The sequence below is a fragment of the Bradyrhizobium sp. USDA3010 genome, from assembly GCF_056429065.1.
This window is the reverse complement of record NZ_JBWJZD010000041.1, coordinates 22,064-44,082: the sequence shown is the minus strand read 5'-3', so window position 1 is coordinate 44,082 and position 22,019 is coordinate 22,064. Positions and strand designations below refer to the sequence as shown.

Here is a 22,019-nt window from a genome sequence, read left to right as displayed (position 1 = left end):
GTTCCGCGTTTGTCGCGAGGGAAAACCGGTTTCCACTTTTCCGGATCATGCTCTAGTTTTGCGGCGCGTGATCGAAGACGCGCTTGCTGAGAATGGCGTGGACGCCCCAATTGCCGTCCACCACCTGCGTCACGCCGAAGTCCACCGCCACCGACATCAGCGCGATCGCTTCGTCCTCGGTGAAGCCTTTGATGTTCATCAGGAAGCGGCGCATCTTGCGGAACGCATCCTTCATCGCGAGATCGAGCGACGAAGTGGCATAGACCTCGCTCTGCCCCTTGGCGCCGAATTCGGCGAGATAGTTGGGATGACTGAAGCCCATCAGCACCCAGTCGGATTCAGTCTCGATCAGTGGATAGGTAAGATCGGCGAAGGGCTGATTGGTAAACTCGTTCTTTTTGTGCAGGATGACCTGGAATGTGCCGGTCATCGAACATTCGATGGCGGTGCCGCCGAGCTCACCGTCGCCCTGTGCAGCATGGGGATCGCCGACCGACAGCAGCGCGCCCGGCACCGACACCGGCAGATAGATCGTCGAGCCCTTGCCGAGCCGCCAGTTGTCGAGATTGCCGCCGAAATATGCGGGCGGGACGGAATCGACAAGTTCGGCCTCGCGGGGCGCCAGCGCGATGACCCCGAAATGCGGACGCAGCGGGATGCGGATGCCGTCGAGCACGTCGTGGCGGCGCCGCACCGATGACGGCGGGATCGGAATGCCCGGATAGTCGTAAGTCTTGTGCAGCGTCCCGAAGGGATCGGTCTGCGGTTCCCAGCGATAGGAATACAGCGCACGCGCATACGGCGCGTCATCGTCGTCGACGATCTCGTAGATAGTCACCGTCTCATGTGCGTTCTGCTCGGCGAGGAACTCCTTGTAGTGATATCCCCACCAGGCCGCGACGCTGCTGCCGAACACGCGGCCCTCGAAGTCCGGATTGCGGCTCGCGCGCGGCACGATGTCAAGGATGCGGATTTCCAGTACGTCGCCGGGCTCCGCGTCCTTCACGGCCACCGGCCCGGTGCAAATGTGCACACCGAATCCCTCGCCGGCGCCGCGGCCATAGATCGAGGCATCGAGCGGGCCGGCGCCGCGACGATCGACGTTCTTCCGATCGCGCGTCCAGTGGAACACACTCTCGGCGCCTGGATCGCCCTTGATCATGCGCTCGGGATCGTCGGAGGCGTGCTGGGTCAGCGTCTCAATGGTGATGGTGTCGCCGGAGCCGATCTCGACCTGCGGCGGCAACGAATGGCTGAAATAGCCCCAGTGCACGCGCGAAGCGTCGGCGGCGAGATGGTGATGGCGCGGCGCAGCCGCGATCTCCACGTCATGCGCGCTAAAGGGCGCAGCGGTCTTGCGCGCCAGCACGACATGCCGGCTGCGCAGTTGCGCCAGGGCTCGTTGGGGCCAGCCGCGTTGGCCGGCTGTGGCTGTCGATACGGTTTGGCGCTCGGCTTCATGCTGGCGGAATTCGCGCGGCGACAGACCGAAGCGCTGGCGAAAGGTGCGGCTGAAATGCGCGGAGTCGTTGAAGCCGACACGGAAGGCGATCTCGGAAATCGAGTGATGCGCCTCGGCGGGATTGGACAGATCGGCCCAGGTGCGCTGCAACCTTCGTTCGCGCAGGTAGTGCGTGAAACTGGTGCCGGCGCCCTCGAACAGTTTTTGCAGATAGCGTTCGGAAATGCCCTCGGCGCCGGCGATTTTCGCCGGCGTCAGGTCGGGATCGTCGAGGCAGCGTTCAACGGTCTCGCACAGGCGATGCAGCGTCGCCGCCTTGGAGGCGCTGCCGCCGCCGAGATCGCTTGCCGTATCGCTGTGCTGACACATGAATGTCGGCAGCAGATCGGCGAGACTTCGCGCGAGCGCGGTCCATTCGACATCGGACAGCGCGTCGAGATCGCGCGCGGCGAGTTCCATCATCTGCGCAAATACGCTGCCAAAGCCACCAGGCGGAAGCACACGCATCTCGCCGTCTTGCGGCGTGGCGCGGCGGCGATACGCCGGTTCGGAAGCCACCGACAGCACCACCGCGCGCATCTCGCGCTGGAACGACACGCTCCAGTCTCCCGCGCGCGGGAGTAGCAGAAGATGTCGCGCCGCCACGATCTGATAACCGGCCACCGTCTTCAGTGCCACCCCGTCTTCGAGCGACAGGAGCACCAGCGGATGATCGGCCACAACATCGGTGCGCGGCGACACCGATTGTGGCCCTGCCGAAAGCCTGGCCAGCGTCACGCCCTGGAAATTGCGCCGCACCGCGGTGGCATGGCCGGCATGAGTGGTCGTGGCGGCCGTCGGCTGCAAGCCGACCGACGCCAGGACGTCCCGCCAGGCCTCGGGGCGGTCGCCTTCGGAATAGGATTCACTCGTGAACGGACGCGGCCTCATGCATCGACCTTCTGAGCCGAAGCCTAGCAATCTCCATGCCACCCCAAAGGATGACACGTCCTGGCCTGTAGCCGGCACGTGGTCAGTCACACCGGAACACGTTCTTGCGGATGGTCCCGTGCACGCCCCAATTGGCATCGACCACCTGCGTCACGCCGAAATCCGCGCCCACCGACATCAGCGAGATCGCCTCGTCCTCGCTGAGCTTGTGCACCGTCATCAGGAACCGACGCATCTTGCGGAAGGCGTCGCGCATCGCGCGGTCGAGGCTGGAATGATTGGCGATTTCGAGCTGCGCATTGGCGCCGAGCTCGGCGAGATAGTTCGGATAGGTGAAGCCGTAAACCGACCAGGCGTCGGGAGTTTCCAGCATCGGATGCGTCAGGCCTTCGAGCTGTGTGCCGCCGAGATCGCGATGCTTGTGCAGGATGAACTCGAAATCGCCGGTGAGCGAGGTCTCGATTGCCGTGCCGCCGAGCTCGCTGTCGCCCTGCGCGGCATGAGGATCACCGACCGAGAAGAACGCACCGGGCACCGCAACCGGATAGAACATCTTGGCACCCTTGCCGACGCGCCAGTCGTCGATATTGCCGCCGGTATAGCTCGGCGGAATCGAGGACACGAAATCCTGCTCCGACGGCGCGAGGCCCATGGTGCCGAAATGCAGCCGCGCGGGCACACGGACATTGCTCAGAATATTCTCGCGCTTGACGATGGTGGCGTGATCAACGCGCACGCCGGGATAGTCGATGGTCGGATGCACGATGCCGTCGGGATCGGTCTGCGGCGTCCAGACATAATTGTAGACCGCCCTGGCGAAGGGCTCGCCCAACGTGTCGAGCTCGAAGATCGTCACCACCTCGCGCGGCTTCGGCGCTTCGATCAAGTCGTGATAGTGAAAGCCCCAATTGGCCGCGACATTGGAGCCGAAGCATTTGCCGGCATGGCAGGCCTTGCAGGCCGGCCTTGGACGCACGTCGAGAATGCGAACCTCCAGCACGTCGCCTGGCTCGGCGCCCTCGATCGCGACCGGACCGGTGAGCAGATGCACGCCGACGCCTTCGCCGGAGCCGCGGATGAACGGGCCTTCGGTAGGTCCCGAGCCGCGCCGCGGCACCGCCTTGTGCTCGCGCGTCCATTTGAACACGCTCTCGGCGCCGGGATCGCCCTCGATCATGCGCTCGTAATCGTCATTGGCGTGATGCGTCAGCGTCTCGATGGTGGCGCGATCGCCAGACTTCAGCGTCAGCGCCGGCGCCACGACCTTGCTGAAATAGCCCCAATGCACAGTCTTCGCAGATACCGGCAACAGATGATGTTTCACGCAAAGGCCCTCACGCGGATGGAAGCGGACTGATTTCTATTCATGCGATTTCGGCCTCCATGGCGTTGAGGAAACGCTGCGCTAGCGGATTGCACGGATTGCTCAGCACCTCGTTGGCCGGGCCCTCCTCGATGATTTCGCCGCCCGCCAGCAGCACCACGCGATCGGCGACTTCGCTGGCGAAGCGCAGTTGATGAGTTGAAATGATCATGGTGAGCCCGTCTTCCACCGCGAGGCGACGGATGACTTCAAGCACCTCATTGACGAGTTCGGGGTCGAGCGCGGAAGTCGGTTCATCGAGCAACAGCACGCTTGGATTCGGCGCGATCGCACGGGCGATGGCGACGCGCTGCTGCTGGCCCCCGGAGAGATGCCGCGGCAGCGCATCGGCGCGGTGGCTGAGGCCAACGCGCCCGAGCAGTTCGGTCGCCCGGCGATCCGCATCGATGCGCGACACGCCATGCACCCAGCGCAGCGGCCCGGCGATATTCTCCTTCGCGGTGAGGTGGCCGAACAGGTTGAACTGCTGGAACACCATGCCGACGCCGACTTCGGCGCGCGCCTGCGCCAGCAGTCGCGGCGACAGCGCCTTGCCGTGATCGTTGAAGCCGAGCCGGCGACCGCCGACCTTGATGCTGCCGTCGTTCCAGAGCTCGAGATTGTTGATGCAACGGAGCAGCGTGCTCTTGCCGGAGCCGGACGGCCCGAGCAGCGCGATCACCTCGCCGATCCGCACCGTGAGATCGACGCCTGCGAGCACCACCTGCTTGTCATAGTTCTTGCGCAGCGCGGCGATATCGACGGCCACGTTGTTTCGCGCCAGCATCTCGGTGCGTTTGGCGCGATCGATACGCCTGGACTGCGCACGCGGCGGCGGCAATTCGGCGACACCGGCATCGGGCAATATCTCAGGCGGCGCATCCTCCGCCGCAGTCAGCGGATCATCGAGCCCTTGGGCGCGATACCACGGCATCATCCGCGTCAGCTTGATCTGCTTCGACCCGCGGTCGAGATCAAACAGCCATTCGAGGAACAGCTGGATGCCGGCGATCGCCGCAGTGAGGAACAGATAGATCAGGCCGGACGCAAAGAAGATCGAGAAGAAATCGAAAGTTGCCGACGCCATCTGGGTCGAGCGCAACGTCAGCTCCTGCACGGCGATCACCGACGCCAGCGACGAATTCTTCAACGCGCTGACCGTCTCGTTGCCGAAGGCGGGGATCATCGAGCGGATCGCCTGCGGTGCGATGATCCGGCGCATCAGAACGCCGGGCGTCATGCCGAGCGCCTGCCCGGCCAGCACCTGGCCGCGATCGACGCCGAGCACGCCGGAGCGCAGCATCTCGGCGATGAATGGCGCTTCGTTGCAGGCCAGCGCGAGGCCGGCGGCGAGAATGGCAGGCAGCTTGATGCCGATCTGCGGCAGGGCGTTGTAGGCGAACACCATCTGCAGGATCAGCGGCGTGCCGCGAAAAATCACGGTGTAGACCCGGGCGAAGGACGCCAGCGCTTTGAAGCGGCTGAGCTGCATCCATGCCAGGATCACACCGAGGGCGAGCCCGCCGAGTAGACCGAGGGCGGTGACCTGCAAGGTCGCCTGAATGCCCTCGATCATATACGGCATCGTCAGATAGTGGAGGAACAGCTCCATGGAGCGGGCCGTCCTTCTGCCAGCGCTGGACCTACTTGACCGTCAGCAGACCAGGCTCGATCAGGTTCTCCGGATCGAGATTCCACTTCTTCAGCAGCGCGAGCTGATCGCCCGATTTGTGGATCTCGGTCAGCGCCGCCTTCACGGCATCGCGGAAGGCCGGCTTGTCCTTGGGCACGCCGATGCCGACTTTATACGGGATTGTCACAGCGACAGCTTTTTCGAGCTTGTCCGGATAGGCCTTCACCGCATTGTCGACGGTGTTGACGTCGTTGACATAAGTGTCGGCGCGTCCGGCCAGGATCGCCTGAATGCAGTTGGCGTTGTTGTCGTAGAGCTGAATGGTCGGCTCCGCCTTGCCTTCCTTCTTGCACTCCGGCACCAGCGCCTGGATCAGCGGGACCTCGACGTAACCAGTGTTCTCGGCCGCGGCCGCGCCGCACATCGAAGTGTTGATGCCGGAGATCTTCTTCGGATTGCCCTTGGCGACCAATACGCCGTCGAACACCTTCGAATAGGTGATGAAGTCGGCCGCCTTGGCACGCTCTTCCGTGGCGTAGATGTCGGAGATCACAATGTCGGCCTGACCACTGGCCAGCGTGGTCAGGAGTGCGGCGAAGGTCACCGCCTTGTAGGTCAGCTTGAAGCCGAGGCATTCACCAATCTGCTCGCCGAGATCGATATCGAAACCGACATATTTGCTCGGGTCCTTCGGATCGATCGACTCGTAGCCTGGCGTATGCGGATTGATCGCGTTGACGAGGGTCTTGCCCTTCCAGTCCGGATATTTTGTCTGCAGCTCCGCACAGGCGGCCGGCGCAGCCGCCCTTGCGCTGGTTGGAGCACCGACGCCCGCAACCAGCAGGGCCCCTAGCGCCGCGATATGCATCAGTTTGTACGTGCGCGGAAAAGATAGCGTGACCATTCGATCCTCTTTCGACGTTGTCATGGCGCAAGCCACGGTCCAAACCTCGAAGAAGTAAACGGCGGTCTCCGCCGGAAAACTTGTCTGGGAACGCACAATAAATTGGATGAACTCGCGTCAAAGCTTGGGCACGACGCGCTCATATTTTAAGCAACCGCTGTCGAGAGCGAAGCGGGAGCGCGGTGATCAGCCGAACATCGCGCTTCAACCCGCGGCGGGCACAACCTTCTCCGCCGAAGCGTTCCACGGCCGGTCCGGTGAGGCGAGGCCGATCAAGCGGCCCTGGATGAAGTCGCAGCCCCATTCGCGCAGCATCACGGCGGCTTCTTCGTCCTGCACCCATTCGGCGACGGTCTTGATTTCAAGGCGGCGCGCGAGATCGATCAGCGTTTGCACGAAGGCGCGGTCGTCGGCCGAGCGCACGATGTTCTGCACGAAGGCGCCGTCGATTTTGACAATATCGACGCCGAGCTTGCGCAAATTGCGGAACGAGGTGTAGCCGGCACCGAAATCGTCGATCGCGATCCGGCTGCCGAAATTCTTCAGCCGCGTGACGAAGCCGCGGACGTCGTCGATATCCTGGATCGCGACCGTCTCGGTGATCTCGACGATCAGCCGCTCGCCGACGCCGGGATGGGCGCGCATCAGCGATTCGATGGTGGCCCACCAGTCCGGATCCATCGTGGTGTCCGGCGAGATGTTGAGGCTGAGCTGCACGCCGGGGGCGGAGGCGAGCTCGGCGATCGCAAGCTCCAGCACGCGATGGTCGACCATCCGGATCAGGCCGAGCCGCTCGGCGACCGGCACGATATCGGGTGCAAGCAGCGCCCTGCCGTCTTCCTGCTCCATGCGGACCAGGCACTCGTAGAACGAAGGCTGCCGCGAGCGCGCATCGACCACCGGCTCGAAGCCGATCACGATGCGGCGCTCGTTCAGCGCGGTGACGATCTCGTCGGTGACGCGGATATTGACGCGGCGCTGGGCATCGCGCTCGACATTCGGCTTCCACAGCGCGAACGATCCGGCGCGGCGGCTCTTGGCGGCGTCCAGTGTCTCCTGGGCGCGATTGACTGCCTCCTCCGCCGACTTCGCATGGCGCGGGATGGTGACGGCGCCGATCGAGACCGTCACCGACACCGGGCCGGACCTGGTCGGCACCACCTCGTCGCGCACCGCGGCGAGGAAGCGCTCGGCGGCCACGTTGGTGTCGTCGACGGTGCAGTTGCGCAGGATCAGGCCGAACTTGTTGCCGGAGAAGCGGCCGAGCATGTCGCCGCTGCGCAGCCGCGCACGAATCCGTTTCGCCACCTCGGCGATGACGGCGTCCGCGACATCGAAGCCGAACGCATCGTTGACCCGCGCCAGATGATCGATGCCGATCAGCATGAAGGCGCAGGAGGTGCGGAAGCGCGCGCACTCCTCGATGGACTCGGCGAGCGAGGCGATCAGATGGGTGCGGTTGAGCTCATTGGTCAGCGGATCGTGCCGCGACAGCTTCACGAGCTGCTCGTCGCGGGCGTGCCGCTCATTGTTGATGCGAACGACGCCCTGCACGCGCGCCGGCCTGCCGTCGGGGCCGGCAAACCAGCAGCCGGTCTCCTCGATCCAGATCAACGGCGCAGAGGTGACGGCCCGCACGCCGTATTCGATCCGGTAGGGAACGCCCTCCCCGCTCCGCGCCGTTCCAGTCTGGCCGAGCGCATCCGATCGAACCGAGCGCGTCGGCTCGATCAGCTTTGCAAGCTCGCCGCCGCTCGCAAGCGCAGCGACCGGAATGTCCGGGAAGACCGTCGCCACATTGTCGCTCCAGGCAATCGCGTCGGTCGCCAGGTCCCAGGCGAATGTCGCTTGGCCGAGCGAGGCGAGGATGCTGGCAGCTGGCGGGACAGGGGGCATCGAACATGTCTCGATTTGGGACGGCGCCCGGTGATTCTACACACCCTCAAGATAGTGGTTCCGGCGAATCCAACGCTAGGAGAACTTGATAAATAATCTGGAAACCACGTTTTCGACTGCCGCGGAACGAACTGGGGATGGCGGGCATGACCCTTGCCATGAAGGTGTTGCGGAGGGACGCAACGTCCCAAATGATGACGTTCCAACGGATCGCAGGCGATGCGCGATATCGATCAATCAGAAGTCCTCGACGGCGAGTTCACAGACACTGCCGGGGCGACCGGCACGGCTCTGGTGCCGCTGGCCGCGACCACCCATTGGGCGCCCAAGATCCCGCTGGCGCATGCCGATCCGTCGTTTGTGACCCATCTGATCGCCACCGCCGCCCACGAGCCGCAGACCTGCTGGCTGCGGCGTGGGTCATTGGCCGACGCGCAGAGCGCCTACGGCCCGCATCTCGACGAACGCCGCAGCGTCGCGCGGCGCACCAGGCAAATCATCTAGCTAATCATCTCGCGATCAATGGGCCTTGACGGGCCGGTTGCCGTGGCTGTCCTGCGGCACGCCGCGGCGCAGCGACATGTGGGAATGGATGCCGAGCCAGCGCCCGTCGGCCTGACGCGCAAGAATGATCGTCGCCCGTCCCGGCCGGTCGAAGCGGCTGCCGTCCGCATGGAAGCCGGTGCTCGTCCACGGCGTGATCACCGTCGCCATGCCGCCGTCGGCGCTGATCAGCACCTCCGTATGCGCGAGATCGAAGGCGAAATCCGCGGTGCGGGGCCAGACATTGTCCCATTGCATCTCGGTCCAGCGCGCGCGGCCGTGGATGAGCTCCTGATAGGTGCCGAACGAGATAATGTCCGAATGCCAGAACGGACGAGCGGCAGCATAGTCGACCGCCCTGACACAGGCGGCGAACCGTTCCAGCCAGTCGAAGATCGATCGAGTGGTCGTTGAATCGGCGATCGGAAGGGCCGTTTCTCCGCTCATGATCGTCCTCGAAAGGGGTCTAGCGCTGCGGCGTGTCCGACGGTGGCTGGCCGCCCGGCTGCAAATCCGGCGAATTGACCGTGGGCTTTGGCGCGGACTGATCGAGCAGCACGGATTCCGCAACCGACGTCGCTGGAGGGACCGGCGCTGCGGGCGCCGGTGTGACGACAGGCGCCGGCTCGGGCCGCGGCGGGGCAGGCTCCGCCGCGGGTGCGGGCCGTGGCGTCTCGACCGCGGCGGGCTGCGGCTTGCTGACCGGCACCGGTGCTGCGGGCGCGACCACCGCACGGCGGCGGGTGCGCAGCGCAATTCCGGAAATGAAATCGACCAGCGCCAGCAGCGTCAGCAGGCAATAGGTCGAGTTGCCGAATTTCGGCCAGAGCACGAATTCTGCGGCCGCCGCGCCGAACACGATCAACGACAGCAGATGGTCGGTGAGATATTTCGCGCCGGGGCGCGCGCCCTTGATGACCTCGAGCAGCAACAACAGCACGCCGACGGCAAGCAGCATGTCACTGAGCGTGATCTGCCACTGCTCGCCCGACAGCAATGTCAGCCTGATCAGCGGGTCCGTGAACGACACGCCGGGCATCAGGAAGGCGATGATGTTGTAGACCGCGAGCGGAACGAGCAGCAGCGGAAAACCGACCATCGGGGCTTGCGCCTTATTCAGGGAGAACCAGCAATGCGGCGATGCTCATTGGCCTCGCCGCCGACGCGCCCGTCTTGGCCGCACTCGTTGGCCGAATTCAGGCGCAGCGCCGTCTTGATTGGAGGATGATCTCCGCGCAAACGCCTTTGGCGTTTGTCGCGAGGGAAAACCGCTACGCGCTTTTCCGGATCATGCTCCCGCCTGCGGCGCGGAAGCCGAAGGTCCGATCAGGACTCTTTCTTGGCCTTCAGGACCTGGCGGCCCTTGTACATGCCGGTCTTCAGGTCGAGGTGGTGCGGACGGCGCAGTTCGCCGGAGTCCTTGTCCTCGACATAAGTCGGGGTCTTGATCGCATCGGCCGAACGGCGCATGCCACGGCGCGACGGCGAGGTTTTTCTTCTGGGAACGGCCATGACGGTGTCCTCTAGGGTGTTGCGGAGGCATCGTCCGAAATGCGGACGGGCTCAGCGCTTCGAAGCGCAAGCTGCGATGCCGGTAAGGCCGCGCTTATAGAGGAAGGGACCGCGTAAATCTAGGCCCGGAGACAGCAAAATCCGCTCGAAATCGCGCTCAGGAGCCGCGATTTTCGCGCCAGCAACGCGTCACCGAGTTGGCCCGGGCCATGTAGGTGCCGGACAGCCTGCGGACCCCCGGACCCGGGTTCCGGGCGCTCCTTTTGACCGGATTCGGCAGGATCGCCGCCAAAAGCGCCGCCTCCCGGGGTGACAGCTCTGCCGCCGACCGGCCAAAGGCATATTCGGCACCGGCCTCGGCGCCAAACTGACCGGATGGCCCCATTTCGGCGATGTTGAGGTAGATTTCGAGAATCCGCTGTTTCGGCAGCACGAAATCGATCCAGAGCGCCAGCGGCAGTTCCAGTCCCTTGCGGACGACGCTGCGGCCGGACCACAGGAACAGGTTCTTGGCCACCTGCTGGGTGATGGTCGAGCCGCCGCGGGCCGCCTCACCGTCCCCGGCGTCGTCGATCACCTCGCGCAGCGCCCCCCAATCGACGCCCCGGTGCTTGCAGAAATGGGCGTCTTCCGAGCCGACCACGGACCGCGGTAGTGAGGGCGACATCGCGCCGAAATCGATCCAATGCCGTGTGACCGGGGACCCTCGCAGGGTCCGCCACGCCATCAGGGCCGAAACTGGCTGACCGGTGCGGTAGAACGGCGTCACCAGATAGGGCAGCAACAGCAGGGCCAGCAAAAGCAGCAATAAAATCCGGACAATGCGCAAAGCTGGGGTTTCCGGGGAGGACCTTTCCAGGGAGGATTTCGGACCCGCCCGCCAGAACGCGGCCGGCGTCATCAGACGTCAATGGGATAATTCACGGTTTTTCCAGCACTTTTAAGGCGCAATCCGTCGCAGGGCGGGAATTGACGAAGCCGATCCCATCAACGATTGTCCGGCCGAAAATCGATCTGGAGCAATTCTTAATGACGACCGGTACTGCAGAGTTTTCCAAGCGGCTGGACCAGACCGCGGAGGATACCGAAGCCCTGCTCGCCAAACTGCTGTCCGATGCGACCGAGAGCGACGAGATCGTGCGCCCGAAGCGGCTGATCGAGGCCATGCGCTATTCGAGCCTCGGCGGCGGCAAGCGGCTGCGGCCGTTCCTCGCGGTCGAGAGCGCCGCGGTGTTCGGCATCCCGCGCGAATCCGCCCTGCTGGTGGGCGCAGCGCTCGAATGCATCCACTGCTACTCGCTGATCCACGACGATCTGCCCGCGATGGACAATTCCGATCTGCGCCGCGGCCGCCCAACCCTGCACAAGGCCTATGACGACGCCACCGCGATCCTCGCCGGCGACGCGCTGCTGACGATTGCCTTCGACATCATCACCCGCGATGCGATCCACAAGGACGCCCAGGTGCGCCTGCTCTTGACCCGCGCGCTGGCGCGCGCCGCCGGCGTCGGCGGCATGGCCGGCGGCCAGATCCTCGACCTTGCCGGCGAAGGCCGCTTCGGTGACCGCGAACCGGTCGACGTCGCGCGCCTGCAGCAGATGAAGACCGGCGCGCTGCTCCGCTTCGGCTGCATCGCCGGCGCGATCCTCGGCCAGTCCTCGCAGAAGGAATACCAGGCGCTCGACGATTACGGCAAAGCGCTCGGCGAAGCCTTCCAGATCGCCGACGATCTGCTCGACGTGGAGGGCGACGCCGCCGCACTCGGCAAGCCGGCCGGCGCTGACGCCGCGCTCGGCAAGACCACCTTCGTCACCCAGCTCGGCATCGACGGCGCCAAGCAGCGCGTGAGCGACCTCTTGGCGCGCGCCGACGCCGCGCTGTCGGTGTTCGGGAACCGGGGCGACGTGCTGCGCGCAGCCGCCCGCTTTGTCGCCGAGCGCAAGAACTAGCTGAAAGCAAAGCGCGAAATGAGCAAGGAACTCGACGATCGCCTTGTTCGTTTCCGCAAGCTGCCGTTGCCGGTCCGCATCGTCGTGGGCCGGCCACGCACCTTCGTTTCGGTCGCGGTCGGCATCGCCGTCGCGCTGCTAATCCCCGGCTCGATGCGCCTCGTCACCCGCATGCTGGCCGGCTGGGACGCCTTCGCCGCGCTGTATCTCGTGCTCGCCTATGTGATGATGCTGCGCTGTGGCGTCGCCCACATCAAGCGCAGCGCCATATTGCAGGACGATGGCCGTTTCCTGATCCTGCTGCTGACCGCGTTCGGCGCACTGGCAAGCCTCCTGGCCATCGTATTCGAACTCGGCGCATCCAAGGGCAGCCCGGCCGGACTGGCGGTGGCAATCGTCACCATCACGCTGTCATGGACGGCGGTCCACACCGCGTTCGCGCTGCACTACGCCCACGAGTTCTACCGCGCCAAGACGCCCGGCGGATTGCAGTTTCCGAGCGGCGATGCGCATGCCGACGCCGATTATTGGGACTTCGTCTATTTCTCGTTCGTGATCGGCATGACCGCGCAGGTTTCCGACGTCGGCATCACCGACAAGATCATCCGCCGCACCGCGACCGTGCACGGCATCATCTCGTTCGTGTTCAACACCGCGCTGCTCGCCCTGATGGTGAACATCGCCGCGAGCGCGATCTAGCCGCTGCGCGCTAGAGGGTGATGAGATTAGGCTTGATCTGGAGCCGCGGCGGAAATTCACCTCTCCCTTGGGAGAGGTCGGCGCGTAGCGCCCGGTGAGGGGTTACGCTTTCTCATTGGAGCCGCGGCCTCTCACCCGATTTGCTGCGCAAATCGACCTCTCCCCAAATGGGGAGAGGTGAGCCCAGTCTGCGGTCCCGATTCAACCCAAGCTAATCCTGCTCTAGTTGCAGACCTCGACATTGCCGCCGCCGCGATACTCGAGATGGCAGCCGTGCCTGACCGGACGGCACAGATAGGCATCGCACATGATCTGACCGCTGCCGCCGGCTTCCGCCCTTGCGTGGCCCTGCGGGCGCGGAATTTCCGCGGACGGGATCTGTGGCTCGCGCTGCGGACGAGCTCAAGTTGCTTGTTTGACGCGTTTTTCTTCACGCGAACCGGTATCCACTTCGCTCGAAAACGCTCTAGCATGCAGGTCCGTTTACCAGAAGCAGCCGAGGTGCTTTGTGAGGCGCCTCACGATCCGCGACGGCGTGGACCATGCCATCCTGACTGTTAGTCGACGAAACAGACCGCCGGTTCGGATTTGGCTGGTCACGCGATTTCGTGCACGATCGCGGCGACAAGAACCGAGCCACGGAGGATGCAGGGCACAAGCGCGGCGGTTCCATCCGCCAGGGCCGGCAAGGTCCGCAGCATGGCAGAGCCCGCCTCACGACCGTTGCCGCGCAAGCGGACCAGGCCCCGGACAAGAACTGACACATGGATTGCCTTGGCGCGGACTTATTCCCCGCCTTGCGTGACGTGCTCCTGATATTGCGGCAGGTCGTCCCGTATCTCGTACCAGGGCGCCTTGGAGCCGACGAAGATATGCGCGGTCGGCCGGATCGTCGGCGCATCGCGCAGCGTACCCATCGTGACATGGACATAGGCGCCGTTGCGGACGCGCGAATAGAGCAGCGACCCGCAGCGGCCGCAATGCGCGTCGTGGGTGAGCTCGTCGCCGTAGATCAAAAGACCCTCGGCGCCGCTGGTGACGGTGAATTTTTCGCGCACGATTCCCGCGAACGGCTTGAACGCCGATCCCGTGGTCCGCCGGCAGTTCGAGCAGTGACAATTCAGCGCATAGCCAAACGCGTCGGCCACCTCGTAGCGCACGTCGCGGCAGAAGCATTCGCCGGTCAGGATCGTTTCGTTCGAGCTTGCATTCGAATTTGCAGATGCGGTCACAACTCACTCCTCACGCGGAATTTTATCGCCGGCCATGGCGCAATCCGGCGGTTCGGCTAAGTTCTAGCAGATCAAATCCTGCCGGGAGGACCAACCAATGAGCCAAGAACGAACCCAAGAACGATCCAGCGTCGAAAGCGTCGTGCAAACCTATTTCGACGGCCTCTACGAGAGCAATGCCGACAAGCTCGCGACGGCCTTTCATCCCAGCGCCGACCTGCGCTGGGTGGACAAGGGCGAGTTGAAGGTCCTCAGCGTGCCGGACTGGCTCGCTTTGGTGCGCAAGCGGCCGTCGGCGAAGGCCGAAGGCAAGCCGCGCGAGGACTTCATCGTCACCATCGACCGCTCCGACGACAACACCGCCTTCATCAAGGTGCGCTGCCAGCTGCCGCCGCGCTATTTCACCGACTATCTGGTGGCGATGAAGCTCGCCGACGGCTGGCAGATCGTCTCGAAGTCGTACCGTTACGACGTGCGGGACTGACCGGCGACCCCACCGCATCGCTGCAACGGCTTTATGACAGGCCCCGGCGGTCCGGCTCCGGCCGGACCGCATTGACTGGCGCTGGTTTCCGGGCGAATTGAGCCCGTCATGGAAGCCAAGTTTCAGATCTTTCTCACTTTGCTGGGCGTGCTGGCGGGAACCGCCCTGGTTGCCCGGCGGACCGACATCGCGCCGGCGATCCTGCTCCTGCTGGTCGGCATCGCGCTCGCCTTCGTGCCGGGCATGCCGTCGCTGGAACTGCCGCCCGAGCTCGTGCTTCTGGTGGTGCTGCCGCCGCTGATCTATTCGGCGAGCGTCGCGATGAGCTGGCGCGAGTTCAGGGCCAATCTGCGGCCGATCATCCTGCTCTCGGTCGGCTGCGTGATCTTCACCGCCTTCATGGTCGCGGCCGCGACCCACTATCTGATCGGGCTGCCCTGGAGCATCGGCTTCCTGCTCGGGGCGATCGTCGCGCCGCCGGACGTGGTCGCGCCGCTCGCGATCGCGCGCAAGCTCGGCATGCCCCGCCGCATCCTGGTGGTGCTCGAGGGCGAAGGGCTCGCCAATGACGCGACCGCGCTGATCCTCTACCGCTTCGCGCTCGCCGCCATCACCACCGGGCTGTTCTCGCTGCCGAAGGCGACCGGCACGTTCCTCGTCATCGTTGCCGGCGAGATCGCGTTCGGCACGGCGGTCGGCTGGCTCAGCCTGCGCGCGCGCCGCCGCGCCAGGGATCCGCAGGTCGAGATCACGCTGTCGCTGATCACGCCCTATCTCGCCTACTGGATCCCCGAGCATTTCGGCGGCAGCGGCGTGATCGCAACCGTCGCCTGCGGCCTCTATATGAGCTGGAACGGACCGCTGCTGATCTCGGCCGCGACGCGCCTGCAGGGCATCTTCTTCTGGGATTTGATCATCTATCTGATCGAGGGCCTGCTGTTCCTCTTGACCGGCTTCCAGATGCGCTCGCTGTACGAGAGGTCGAAGGCGTTCCCGCTGCACGACATCCTGACCGCCACCGCGCTGGTCGCCGTCATCGTGATCGTCGCGCGCTTCCTCTGGGTGTTCCCCGGCACCTATCTGCCGCGCTGGATCAGCGCCCGCGTACGCGAGCGCGATCCGCTGCCGTCATGGCGGGCGGTGTTCGTGGTCGCCTTCACCGGCGTGCGCGGCGCGGTGTCGCTCGCCGCGGCACTTGCGCTGCCGCTGACATTGCCCGGCGGCGAGGCCTTCCCGTATCGCGACCTGATCCTGTTCGTCGCCTTCGGCGTGATCTTCGTGACCCTGGTCGGGCTCGGCCTCGGATTGCCGCCGGTGGTGCGCGTGCTCGGCCTCGCCAAAGACGGCCGCAGCGAGCATATCGCCGAGCACGAGCAGGAAATCGAGGCGCGGCGCGAGGCGCTGAACGCCGCGCTGAAATCGCTCGACGCCATCACCGACGACCGCGAGCTCTCCGACGAGGTGATCAAACTGCTGCGCTCGCGCCACGAAATCCGCATCAACCAGCTGCCTGATACGCTCGATCCCGACAAGCACGACGTCTCCGCCGCCGGCACCGCGCTGACGCGGGAGCTGATCGCCTCCGAGCGCAAGTTCATCCACATGCTGCTGCGCGACGGCAAGATCACCGACGAGACCAGACGGCGCATCGAACGCGATCTAGACCTCGAGGAGGCCAGCCTCTCCAACCGGGAGTATCGCAGGATTCCTTTGTAGCCCCGATGTCGTCCCGGGCAAGCGCAGCGCGACCCGGGACCCATAACCACCGTTGCCGGTTTGGCGAAGGTTGGGGCCACAGCGTGCTTCGACAATTCGCGTCGGTGGTTATGGGTCCCTGCTTTCGCAGGGACGACGGCGAGAGTTACTCCGCCGCGGCGTTCTGACCGGGGCCGCCGACGAAGCCCGCGGGATCGCCGAACCGTTCGACCATCACGGCGGTGAGATCCTTGGTCTTGCTGGTGACGCAGGCGCCGGAGCGTACGGTGTAGCGATCCTGGTGCGCCACGTGCGGCGGCGCCTTGCCCTTTTGCAGCGCGCGGGCCGCCTCCATCACCAGCTTGCGGAAGTGCATGATGCCGAGATCGGTCGGGCCGAGATGCTCGCGGGTGCGGTCGGCGATCGGGCCCTGGCTGTCCTGCACCGCGGCGTCCTGCTCGGAGACGCCCTTGATCCCGGTGTAGCTCTTGGTCCGCTGCAGTTGGCGGTCGATCAGATAGTCGTTTGCCTTGTTGCGCAGTGGCACGTAGTTCTCGTCGACGACAGCCATCACGCCGTTGCCATTGGCATAGCCGTCGCGTTCGGCCTCGGTCAGCGGCCGGTGCGGATTCCACGCATAGGTGTAGATCCAGCAATTGGTGTCGCTGACCGGCACGAAAGTCTGGCCGAACATGTTCTCGCCCGGCAACGAGCTCGGCGCATAGCTGTGGAACGGCATCAGGAACTGGGCGATGCGCCAGTAGATGTTGTCGCTGCCGGTGAGCCGCCCGCCCGCGACCGTCAGGCCGGCCTCATGCGGATTGATCTTGATCACCGGCCGCGGATCCTCGGCGATCCAGCGCATGTGGTCGGTCGCGACCCGCGTCAGCGGGTTGACGAAATGCTTCTTGATGTCGAGGATTTCGTTCTCCTCCTTCTCGAAAGAGAGATGCGCGAAGGTGAAATGCGCGGTGTCGATCGAGCCTTCCACCGCCTGCACCCAGTTGCAGTCCTGCCACTTCTTGGTGACGAAGCGGTGCGAGGCCGGCAGCAGCGCCATCTCCAGCGCCGGCAATTCGGGCATCTGATCGGCGGGGCCCATATAGGCCCAGATCATGTCGCCCCATTCGCGCACCGGATAGGACTTGATGCGGATCAGGTCCTTGGCGTTGAGGTCCGGATAGGAGGTCGGCATGTCGACGCAGCGGCCGTCGGTGTCGAACTTCCAGCCGTGATAGACGCAGCGGATGCCGCATTCCTCGTTGCGGCCGAGCCAGAGATTGGCGCCGCGGTGCGGGCAATACTGATCGATGACGCCGACCACACCCCTCGAGTCGCGGAAGGCCAGCAGCTCCTCGCCCATGACAACGATCTTCTTCGGGTCGCTGTCCGGCTCCGGCAGCTCTTCCGACAGCAGCACCGGAATCCAGAACCGGCGCAGCAATTCGCCCATTCCCGTTCCGGCACCGGATTCGGTGAGGAATTTGTTGTCTTCGGCGCGGAGCATGGCGTTTCCCCGGTAGCTGTTTTTGATTTTCCCGGAGCTTGGCGTAGCGGATGCGCGGCGTCAATGCGATTGGCTGCGCGGCCGGCAGCCCCGTCCCGCGCGCTGATGGATTTACACCCGTTCTCTGCGCCGGCCGGTCCGCGCCCCCGCAACGGGGTTCAAGGCAAGCTGGCCCTCCGACTCACGGCTTCACGTAGGCCCATCCCTTCTCCTGCAGTTCCATCACGCGCACGACGCCGGACTTCACGACTTCCGCCTGCTTGATAATCGGGATCGACTTGTTCTCGGCCTTCTGCATCTTCTCCTGCGTGTTGCCGCAGGCCTTGAACGACACCTCGGGTGAACTGAGGGCCATTTCCTCGATGCGAGCCTTCACCGGCGACGTATCCTCGCGGAGCATGTGCAGGCCCGGGCCGAACGTGACCACCTCGACCTTCACCTTTTCGCCGAGGCCCCTGTAATATTCGGTGACGTTCGTTGCGTTGTTGAGCGTGAGATTCATGGCGGCAGGGTCATTGCTGTTCACCTGCAGGACCAGATGATGCTCCTTCCCTTTCGGCGCCTCCGCATCATGCATACGCGCATATGCGGCGCGCTTGCGCGTTTCGGCGGCGGATCGCGGCGTTTCAGATTTCCGGGCGTCGCTCGCCGGGGTAGTCGCGGATTGCGCGGTCGGCACCCAGTATTTCCCACCTTGCTCGGCCACCGCCAGGGACGTCGAAGCCAGCACAGCGATGGCACCCATCGCAATGAATTTCGCAGCAGATCTAAAATTGCGCATCAAGCATCTCCATCTCGAAAAATCGTCGAACACAGTTCTCAATTGCTGGGCCTTGCGACAGCGAGCGGCCATTTGCAGATCGCGGCCATCCTCGCTCGCATCGCGTCCAGCCCCGCGAGCGAGAATCTTGCGTCATAGGCAGCCCCGGTACCGGGTGAGAGGCGGACAACAAGGACCGCGTTATCGGGAAGCGATTGCAACAAGCGAACCGCATCGCCTGCGACGGCGACGCCGGAACCAAACGCCGACACAGTTGCCGCGACCTGCGTCGGCTGACCGTCGTTGATGCGATAGGAGATCGCATAGCCGTCGCCGCGGCCCGAGATAGCCGGTCCCGCGAAGGACAATTCGGTCCGCCCGCCGCGACACCGGATCGACAGCTTGATCGACGATTCGACCGAATCGAATGTCGTCGCAGTGGCGATTGGTGAATAATCGACGGGCGACGTCGTCTCGCTGATCGTCCAATTACCGGCTCTCGACGCCTCGCGGCGGGGCGGCGCAGTGGCGTGCGACAGCTTGTCGAGGCATTCCAGGCGCGCTTCACGTTGCAGCTGGGAACAGGCGCGTAGCTGTGCCATGGGGTCTTCCATCCCTTGCGCCAGGGCAACGCCGTTGACGGCGGTGGTTGCGGCAAGCAGCGGGACGGCGAGCCTGGTCATTGCGATGCCCGTGCCGACTGACGATCGAGCCACGCCTGCGCGGCAGGAAAGCGCGTGAGACCGGGCACCGTCGCTCCGAGGTTGATCGATTTCCACTTCGGGTCGAAGCCCGGTCCTTGCAGCCTGTCGATACGCGAGAACAGATGATCGACGAAGCGTGCAACACGCTCGAAGCGGTTGGTGTTGGCCGGCCAATTGAAGGCAACGAGAGCGGTCGGCACGGCGATCGTGGTGATGCGGTCACCCGGTTTGATCAGATTTGGATAGTCGGCGGCATCAAGAGCTGCCGGCAGATAATAGTCCTCGAACTTGCTGTCATACGGCACGGGCAGGAACTTGAAGCCCGATTCAAACCGACCTTTCACAAAGGCATCGACCGGCTTCGAGGTAATGAAGACGACGGCCGCCATTTCGCCTTTCCGCATCTGCTCGAGTGCGATCTGGTGCGGAATGAAGGTCTTCTCGACGTCGATGCCGAGACGACTGAAGATCAGCGGACCTGAATAGGCTGCGGCGGTGCCCTGGTTGTTGAAGTTCACCTTCTTGCCGGCGAGATCGCTCAGGCTCTGGATCTCCGGCCGAACGAAGATATGCAGTTCGGACGGAAACAGGTTCAGGACATAAGCGATCCGTCGCTGGATGTCCGGCACCTGGCTCTTGTATTCCTCAAGTGCGTCGGAATTGATGATCGCCGCGTCGATGCCGCGCAAATACAGCAGCGAGTTGAGATTCTCCACGGCCCCTCGCGTCACCACCGGCAAAACGTGCAAATTGTCGCCGTCATCTGTCACACGGGCTATCTCCGCGGCCAGGCGGATCGGCGCGCCCTCGAGAAGACCGCCGGCGAGGCCGACGACCCAGGCATTCATGGCCAGAACTTCAGGCTTGGGCGGAGGCGGTTCGGCCCGGATCAAGCGAGCCTTTTGAGGCTGACCATGTTGCGGCCGCGCATCCGCTGTGGGCGACTGCGGCGCGACGAGCAGCGATACCAGGGCCGCAAGCAGAAACAGTGGACGTAATCCGGCAGACCTTTTCATCGACCAGCTCCCTTGCACGACATCCCGTCAGCGCGTTCGTTCTTGCTCTATAAAGGCAGCGAACGCAGCGCCTCGAATCGCGCCTTTGCCTCCTTGATTCCACTCGGCCTCAGCCTTCGCGTAGAGATCGCGGGCCTTGGTCGCATCGCCGCGCGTTCCATGCGTTCCCCAGGTCGAGAGCTGCAGCAATTCAATATCTCGCCGTGCCATCGCGCGTTCGCGGGCGAGCGCGTCCGCGCTTGGCGCTTGTTTGGCTGCAGCAGCGTTAACCGCAGCGCTCGTCTTTGCTTGTGCCAGGTGCAGGGAATTGCCGGCGATGCCGTTGGACTGCGCGTGCGCGCCGCCGCCGGAACCGGGCACATCCGAAAGACACGTCACGGCGAGGGTTGCTGCGAACCATAGCAGAGCCGCCCGGCGTATCATCCTCGGAGCAAATGGCGCTCGATCCGATCTGACGCGCGAGCCGGCACTTTCACAAGCTGAGTTCCCGTCGACGCGGATGACGATGCTCTCATGTCTGCGCGCGTCCAGTATCACCTGCCGCATGGTGATATCGCCCATTATGATCGGGCATCATAGGGCTCACCGGCTCACGGATACTATGACCCGCAAGGATTACCCCTGTTAACCGCATCGCTTTGGGCAGATTGAAGCATCGAGCTCAGCCGCGGCCGGCGCGACAGCGCAGAGCCAGCGCCGTCCTCACACCGGCCGCTCGCCCTTCACCGTCACGCGGGTACCGGAGCGGGTGTGCGGCCAGTAGTCCCACATCGCCCGGTGCTGGGCGCAGCGATTGTCCCAGAACGCGATCGCGTTCTCGGTCCAGCGGAAGCGGCACTGGAACAGCGGGTTCTCCGCATGCTGGTAGAGATAGGCCAGCATGGCATCGCTCTCGTCGCGCGGGATGCCGACAATGAAGCGGGTGAAGCCGCGATTGACGTAGAGGGATTTCTTGCCGGTCACCGGGTGGGTACGGACCACCGGATGCTCGGCGCGGGGATATTCCCGTTTGTCGGCGACGCCGTAATTGGCGTAGAGCCCACGATAGGTCTGCTCGCCGTCATGCAGCGCGGTCAGCCCGTCGAGATAGGCCTTCATGCGGTCCGACAGCGCCTCATAGGCGGCGTACATGTTGGCGAACAGCGTGTCGCCGCCGCGCGGCGGGCACTGCTTGATGTAGAGGATCGAGCCCATCGGCGGCTCGAGGTCGCAGGACACGTCGGTGTGCCAGCCCTCGCCGTTGGCGCGCGGAGAATCCTTGTCGGCATAGATCTTCATCAGCGCCGGATCGCCCTCGTTGGGCGCGGCCGGGTGCACGTGCAGCTCGCCGAACTTGCGGCCGAAGGCGAGGTGCTGCTCGGGGCTGATGTGCTGATCGCGGAAGAAGATGACGAGATTTTCGGCGAGCGCGCGATGGATCTCGTCCATCTGCCGGTTGGAGCGCGCATCGTCGCCAACCAGCTTCGCAATATCGACGCCGGAGATTTCCGCACCGATGATCGGCGTCAGCTTCTCGACGCCGATGGTCTCATAGGGCTCGGATTGGTCGGCGAGGTGGCGGTAGCGCGGACCCTGCTTGCCGGACAGCGAGCTCATGGGCGTTCTCCCGATGGTTCTTGATTGGGAGCATCGTAGCCCGGATGGAGCGAAGCGCAATCCGCGCAGCAAGCATACCCGTTGTCCCGGACAAGCCAACGGGTCGGCGCGGAGCGCCGCCCGATGACAGGCT

At 64.4% G+C, this 22,019-nt stretch carries 21 protein-coding genes; 5 read left to right on the top strand and 16 right to left on the bottom strand.

Features of this window, described 5'->3' with window-relative positions; translation table 11 throughout:
- Nucleotides 1-52: 52 nt before the first annotated feature.
- The 5 genes from AC066Y_RS37125 to AC066Y_RS37105 all read right to left on the bottom strand — a co-directional run bounded on the left by AC066Y_RS37125 (nucleotide 53) and on the right by AC066Y_RS37105 (nucleotide 8,188).
- Nucleotides 53-2,392 (bottom strand): acetamidase/formamidase family protein, encoded by a 2,340-nt coding sequence (locus AC066Y_RS37125; protein ID WP_478278181.1) that lies wholly within the window; start codon nucleotides 2,390-2,392, stop codon nucleotides 53-55.
- A gap of 82 nt (nucleotides 2,393-2,474) precedes the next feature.
- On the bottom strand, nucleotides 2,475-3,716 hold the full coding sequence (locus tag AC066Y_RS37120) for an acetamidase/formamidase family protein (RefSeq protein WP_478278180.1): 1,242 nt from the start codon (nucleotides 3,714-3,716) through the stop codon (nucleotides 2,475-2,477).
- A gap of 40 nt (nucleotides 3,717-3,756) precedes the next feature.
- On the bottom strand, nucleotides 3,757-5,367 hold the full coding sequence (locus AC066Y_RS37115) for an amino acid ABC transporter permease/ATP-binding protein (protein ID WP_478278179.1): 1,611 nt from the start codon (nucleotides 5,365-5,367) through the stop codon (nucleotides 3,757-3,759).
- 31 nt (nucleotides 5,368-5,398) lie between these two features.
- Nucleotides 5,399-6,292, bottom strand: coding sequence for an ABC transporter substrate-binding protein (locus AC066Y_RS37110; RefSeq protein WP_478278178.1), 894 nt, complete (start codon nucleotides 6,290-6,292; stop codon nucleotides 5,399-5,401).
- Between the two features lie 204 nt (nucleotides 6,293-6,496).
- On the bottom strand, nucleotides 6,497-8,188 hold the full coding sequence (locus tag AC066Y_RS37105) for a putative bifunctional diguanylate cyclase/phosphodiesterase (RefSeq protein WP_478278177.1): 1,692 nt from the start codon (nucleotides 8,186-8,188) through the stop codon (nucleotides 6,497-6,499).
- Between the two features lie 219 nt (nucleotides 8,189-8,407).
- Between AC066Y_RS37105 and AC066Y_RS37100 the strand changes: the two genes are divergently transcribed.
- Complete coding sequence (locus AC066Y_RS37100) at nucleotides 8,408-8,692, top strand: hypothetical protein (protein ID WP_478278176.1); 285 nt, start codon at nucleotides 8,408-8,410, stop codon at nucleotides 8,690-8,692.
- 15 nt (nucleotides 8,693-8,707) lie between these two features.
- On the opposite strand, the gene AC066Y_RS37095 is transcribed toward AC066Y_RS37100, so the two are convergent.
- The 4 genes from AC066Y_RS37095 to mtgA all read right to left on the bottom strand — a co-directional run bounded on the left by AC066Y_RS37095 (nucleotide 8,708) and on the right by mtgA (nucleotide 11,144).
- The gene (locus AC066Y_RS37095; RefSeq protein WP_478278175.1) at nucleotides 8,708-9,178 is read right to left on the bottom strand and encodes a YybH family protein; all 471 of its coding nucleotides are present in this window, start codon (nucleotides 9,176-9,178) and stop codon (nucleotides 8,708-8,710) included.
- A gap of 19 nt (nucleotides 9,179-9,197) precedes the next feature.
- On the bottom strand, nucleotides 9,198-9,830 hold the full coding sequence (locus AC066Y_RS37090) for a hypothetical protein (RefSeq protein WP_478278174.1): 633 nt from the start codon (nucleotides 9,828-9,830) through the stop codon (nucleotides 9,198-9,200).
- Nucleotides 9,831-10,057: 227 nt separating this feature from the next.
- Nucleotides 10,058-10,243 carry a 50S ribosomal protein L32 gene (rpmF, locus tag AC066Y_RS37085; protein ID WP_021077536.1) on the bottom strand — a complete coding sequence of 62 codons (186 nt, stop codon included), beginning with the start codon at nucleotides 10,241-10,243 and terminating at the stop codon, nucleotides 10,058-10,060.
- A 157-nt stretch (nucleotides 10,244-10,400) separates the two neighbouring features.
- Entirely contained in the window at nucleotides 10,401-11,144 is a 744-nt protein-coding gene (mtgA, locus tag AC066Y_RS37080; RefSeq protein ID WP_478278173.1) for a monofunctional biosynthetic peptidoglycan transglycosylase, read from the bottom strand.
- A 128-nt stretch (nucleotides 11,145-11,272) separates the two neighbouring features.
- On the opposite strand from mtgA, the gene AC066Y_RS37075 reads away from it, so the two are divergent.
- Nucleotides 11,273-12,193: a polyprenyl synthetase family protein gene (locus AC066Y_RS37075; protein ID WP_456759572.1), complete on the top strand. Its 921-nt coding sequence runs from the start codon at nucleotides 11,273-11,275 to the stop codon at nucleotides 12,191-12,193.
- Nucleotides 12,194-12,211: 18 nt separating this feature from the next.
- Nucleotides 12,212-12,892, top strand: a complete 681-nt coding sequence (locus AC066Y_RS37070) for a DUF1345 domain-containing protein (protein WP_478278172.1) — start codon at nucleotides 12,212-12,214, stop codon at nucleotides 12,890-12,892.
- A 785-nt stretch (nucleotides 12,893-13,677) separates the two neighbouring features.
- Here AC066Y_RS37070 and AC066Y_RS37065 read toward each other — a convergent pair.
- Nucleotides 13,678-14,124 (bottom strand): GFA family protein, encoded by a 447-nt coding sequence (locus tag AC066Y_RS37065; protein ID WP_478278171.1) that lies wholly within the window; start codon nucleotides 14,122-14,124, stop codon nucleotides 13,678-13,680.
- Nucleotides 14,125-14,221: 97 nt separating this feature from the next.
- On the opposite strand from AC066Y_RS37065, the gene AC066Y_RS37060 reads away from it, so the two are divergent.
- Complete coding sequence (locus tag AC066Y_RS37060) at nucleotides 14,222-14,608, top strand: nuclear transport factor 2 family protein (RefSeq protein ID WP_478278170.1); 387 nt, start codon at nucleotides 14,222-14,224, stop codon at nucleotides 14,606-14,608.
- Between the two features lie 108 nt (nucleotides 14,609-14,716).
- Nucleotides 14,717-16,324 carry a Na+/H+ antiporter gene (locus AC066Y_RS37055; RefSeq protein ID WP_478278169.1) on the top strand — a complete coding sequence of 536 codons (1,608 nt, stop codon included), beginning with the start codon at nucleotides 14,717-14,719 and terminating at the stop codon, nucleotides 16,322-16,324.
- Nucleotides 16,325-16,469: 145 nt separating this feature from the next.
- Here the strand turns inward: AC066Y_RS37055 and AC066Y_RS37050 are convergent, their stop codons facing one another.
- The 6 genes from AC066Y_RS37050 to AC066Y_RS37025 all read right to left on the bottom strand — a co-directional run bounded on the left by AC066Y_RS37050 (nucleotide 16,470) and on the right by AC066Y_RS37025 (nucleotide 21,886).
- Entirely contained in the window at nucleotides 16,470-17,810 is a 1,341-nt protein-coding gene (locus AC066Y_RS37050; protein ID WP_478278168.1) for a Rieske 2Fe-2S domain-containing protein, read from the bottom strand.
- Nucleotides 17,811-17,991: 181 nt separating this feature from the next.
- A complete protein-coding gene (locus AC066Y_RS37045; RefSeq protein WP_478278167.1) occupies nucleotides 17,992-18,624 on the bottom strand; it encodes a DsrE family protein in 633 nt (210 codons plus the stop codon).
- Nucleotides 18,625-18,629: 5 nt separating this feature from the next.
- Nucleotides 18,630-19,253, bottom strand: coding sequence for a hypothetical protein (locus AC066Y_RS37040; RefSeq protein WP_478278166.1), 624 nt, complete (start codon nucleotides 19,251-19,253; stop codon nucleotides 18,630-18,632).
- Nucleotides 19,250-20,290: a TAXI family TRAP transporter solute-binding subunit gene (locus AC066Y_RS37035; RefSeq protein WP_478278165.1), complete on the bottom strand. Its 1,041-nt coding sequence runs from the start codon at nucleotides 20,288-20,290 to the stop codon at nucleotides 19,250-19,252. Before AC066Y_RS37035 ends, AC066Y_RS37040 begins: the two co-directional genes overlap by 4 nt.
- A gap of 27 nt (nucleotides 20,291-20,317) precedes the next feature.
- Nucleotides 20,318-20,851: a hypothetical protein gene (locus AC066Y_RS37030; RefSeq protein WP_478278164.1), complete on the bottom strand. Its 534-nt coding sequence runs from the start codon at nucleotides 20,849-20,851 to the stop codon at nucleotides 20,318-20,320.
- A 141-nt stretch (nucleotides 20,852-20,992) separates the two neighbouring features.
- Nucleotides 20,993-21,886 carry a TauD/TfdA dioxygenase family protein gene (locus AC066Y_RS37025; protein WP_478278163.1) on the bottom strand — a complete coding sequence of 298 codons (894 nt, stop codon included), beginning with the start codon at nucleotides 21,884-21,886 and terminating at the stop codon, nucleotides 20,993-20,995.
- Between the last annotated feature and the right edge of the window lie 133 nt (nucleotides 21,887-22,019).

Excerpts from the sequence above, each read along its gene's own strand:
- AC066Y_RS37125 (WP_478278181.1), bottom strand. The coding sequence starts at position 2,392 with ATGAGGCCGCGTCCGTTCACGAGTGAATCCTATTCCGAAGGCGACCGC.
- AC066Y_RS37115 (WP_478278179.1), bottom strand. The coding sequence starts at position 5,367 with ATGGAGCTGTTCCTCCACTATCTGACGATGCCGTATATGATCGAGGGC.
- AC066Y_RS37110 (WP_478278178.1), bottom strand. The coding sequence starts at position 6,292 with ATGGTCACGCTATCTTTTCCGCGCACGTACAAACTGATGCATATCGCG.
- AC066Y_RS37105 (WP_478278177.1), bottom strand. The coding sequence starts at position 8,188 with ATGCCCCCTGTCCCGCCAGCTGCCAGCATCCTCGCCTCGCTCGGCCAA.
- AC066Y_RS37100 (WP_478278176.1), top strand. The coding sequence starts at position 8,408 with ATGCGCGATATCGATCAATCAGAAGTCCTCGACGGCGAGTTCACAGAC.
- AC066Y_RS37095 (WP_478278175.1), bottom strand. The coding sequence starts at position 9,178 with ATGAGCGGAGAAACGGCCCTTCCGATCGCCGATTCAACGACCACTCGA.
- AC066Y_RS37090 (WP_478278174.1), bottom strand. The coding sequence starts at position 9,830 with ATGGTCGGTTTTCCGCTGCTGCTCGTTCCGCTCGCGGTCTACAACATC.
- rpmF (WP_021077536.1), bottom strand. The coding sequence starts at position 10,243 with ATGGCCGTTCCCAGAAGAAAAACCTCGCCGTCGCGCCGTGGCATGCGC.
- mtgA (WP_478278173.1), bottom strand. The coding sequence starts at position 11,144 with ATGACGCCGGCCGCGTTCTGGCGGGCGGGTCCGAAATCCTCCCTGGAA.
- AC066Y_RS37075 (WP_456759572.1), top strand. The coding sequence starts at position 11,273 with ATGACGACCGGTACTGCAGAGTTTTCCAAGCGGCTGGACCAGACCGCG.
- AC066Y_RS37070 (WP_478278172.1), top strand. The coding sequence starts at position 12,212 with ATGAGCAAGGAACTCGACGATCGCCTTGTTCGTTTCCGCAAGCTGCCG.
- AC066Y_RS37060 (WP_478278170.1), top strand. The coding sequence starts at position 14,222 with ATGAGCCAAGAACGAACCCAAGAACGATCCAGCGTCGAAAGCGTCGTG.
- AC066Y_RS37055 (WP_478278169.1), top strand. The coding sequence starts at position 14,717 with ATGGAAGCCAAGTTTCAGATCTTTCTCACTTTGCTGGGCGTGCTGGCG.
- AC066Y_RS37050 (WP_478278168.1), bottom strand. The coding sequence starts at position 17,810 with ATGCTCCGCGCCGAAGACAACAAATTCCTCACCGAATCCGGTGCCGGA.
- AC066Y_RS37040 (WP_478278166.1), bottom strand. The coding sequence starts at position 19,253 with ATGACCAGGCTCGCCGTCCCGCTGCTTGCCGCAACCACCGCCGTCAAC.
- AC066Y_RS37035 (WP_478278165.1), bottom strand. The coding sequence starts at position 20,290 with ATGAAAAGGTCTGCCGGATTACGTCCACTGTTTCTGCTTGCGGCCCTG.
- AC066Y_RS37030 (WP_478278164.1), bottom strand. The coding sequence starts at position 20,851 with ATGGGCGATATCACCATGCGGCAGGTGATACTGGACGCGCGCAGACAT.
- AC066Y_RS37025 (WP_478278163.1), bottom strand. The coding sequence starts at position 21,886 with ATGAGCTCGCTGTCCGGCAAGCAGGGTCCGCGCTACCGCCACCTCGCC.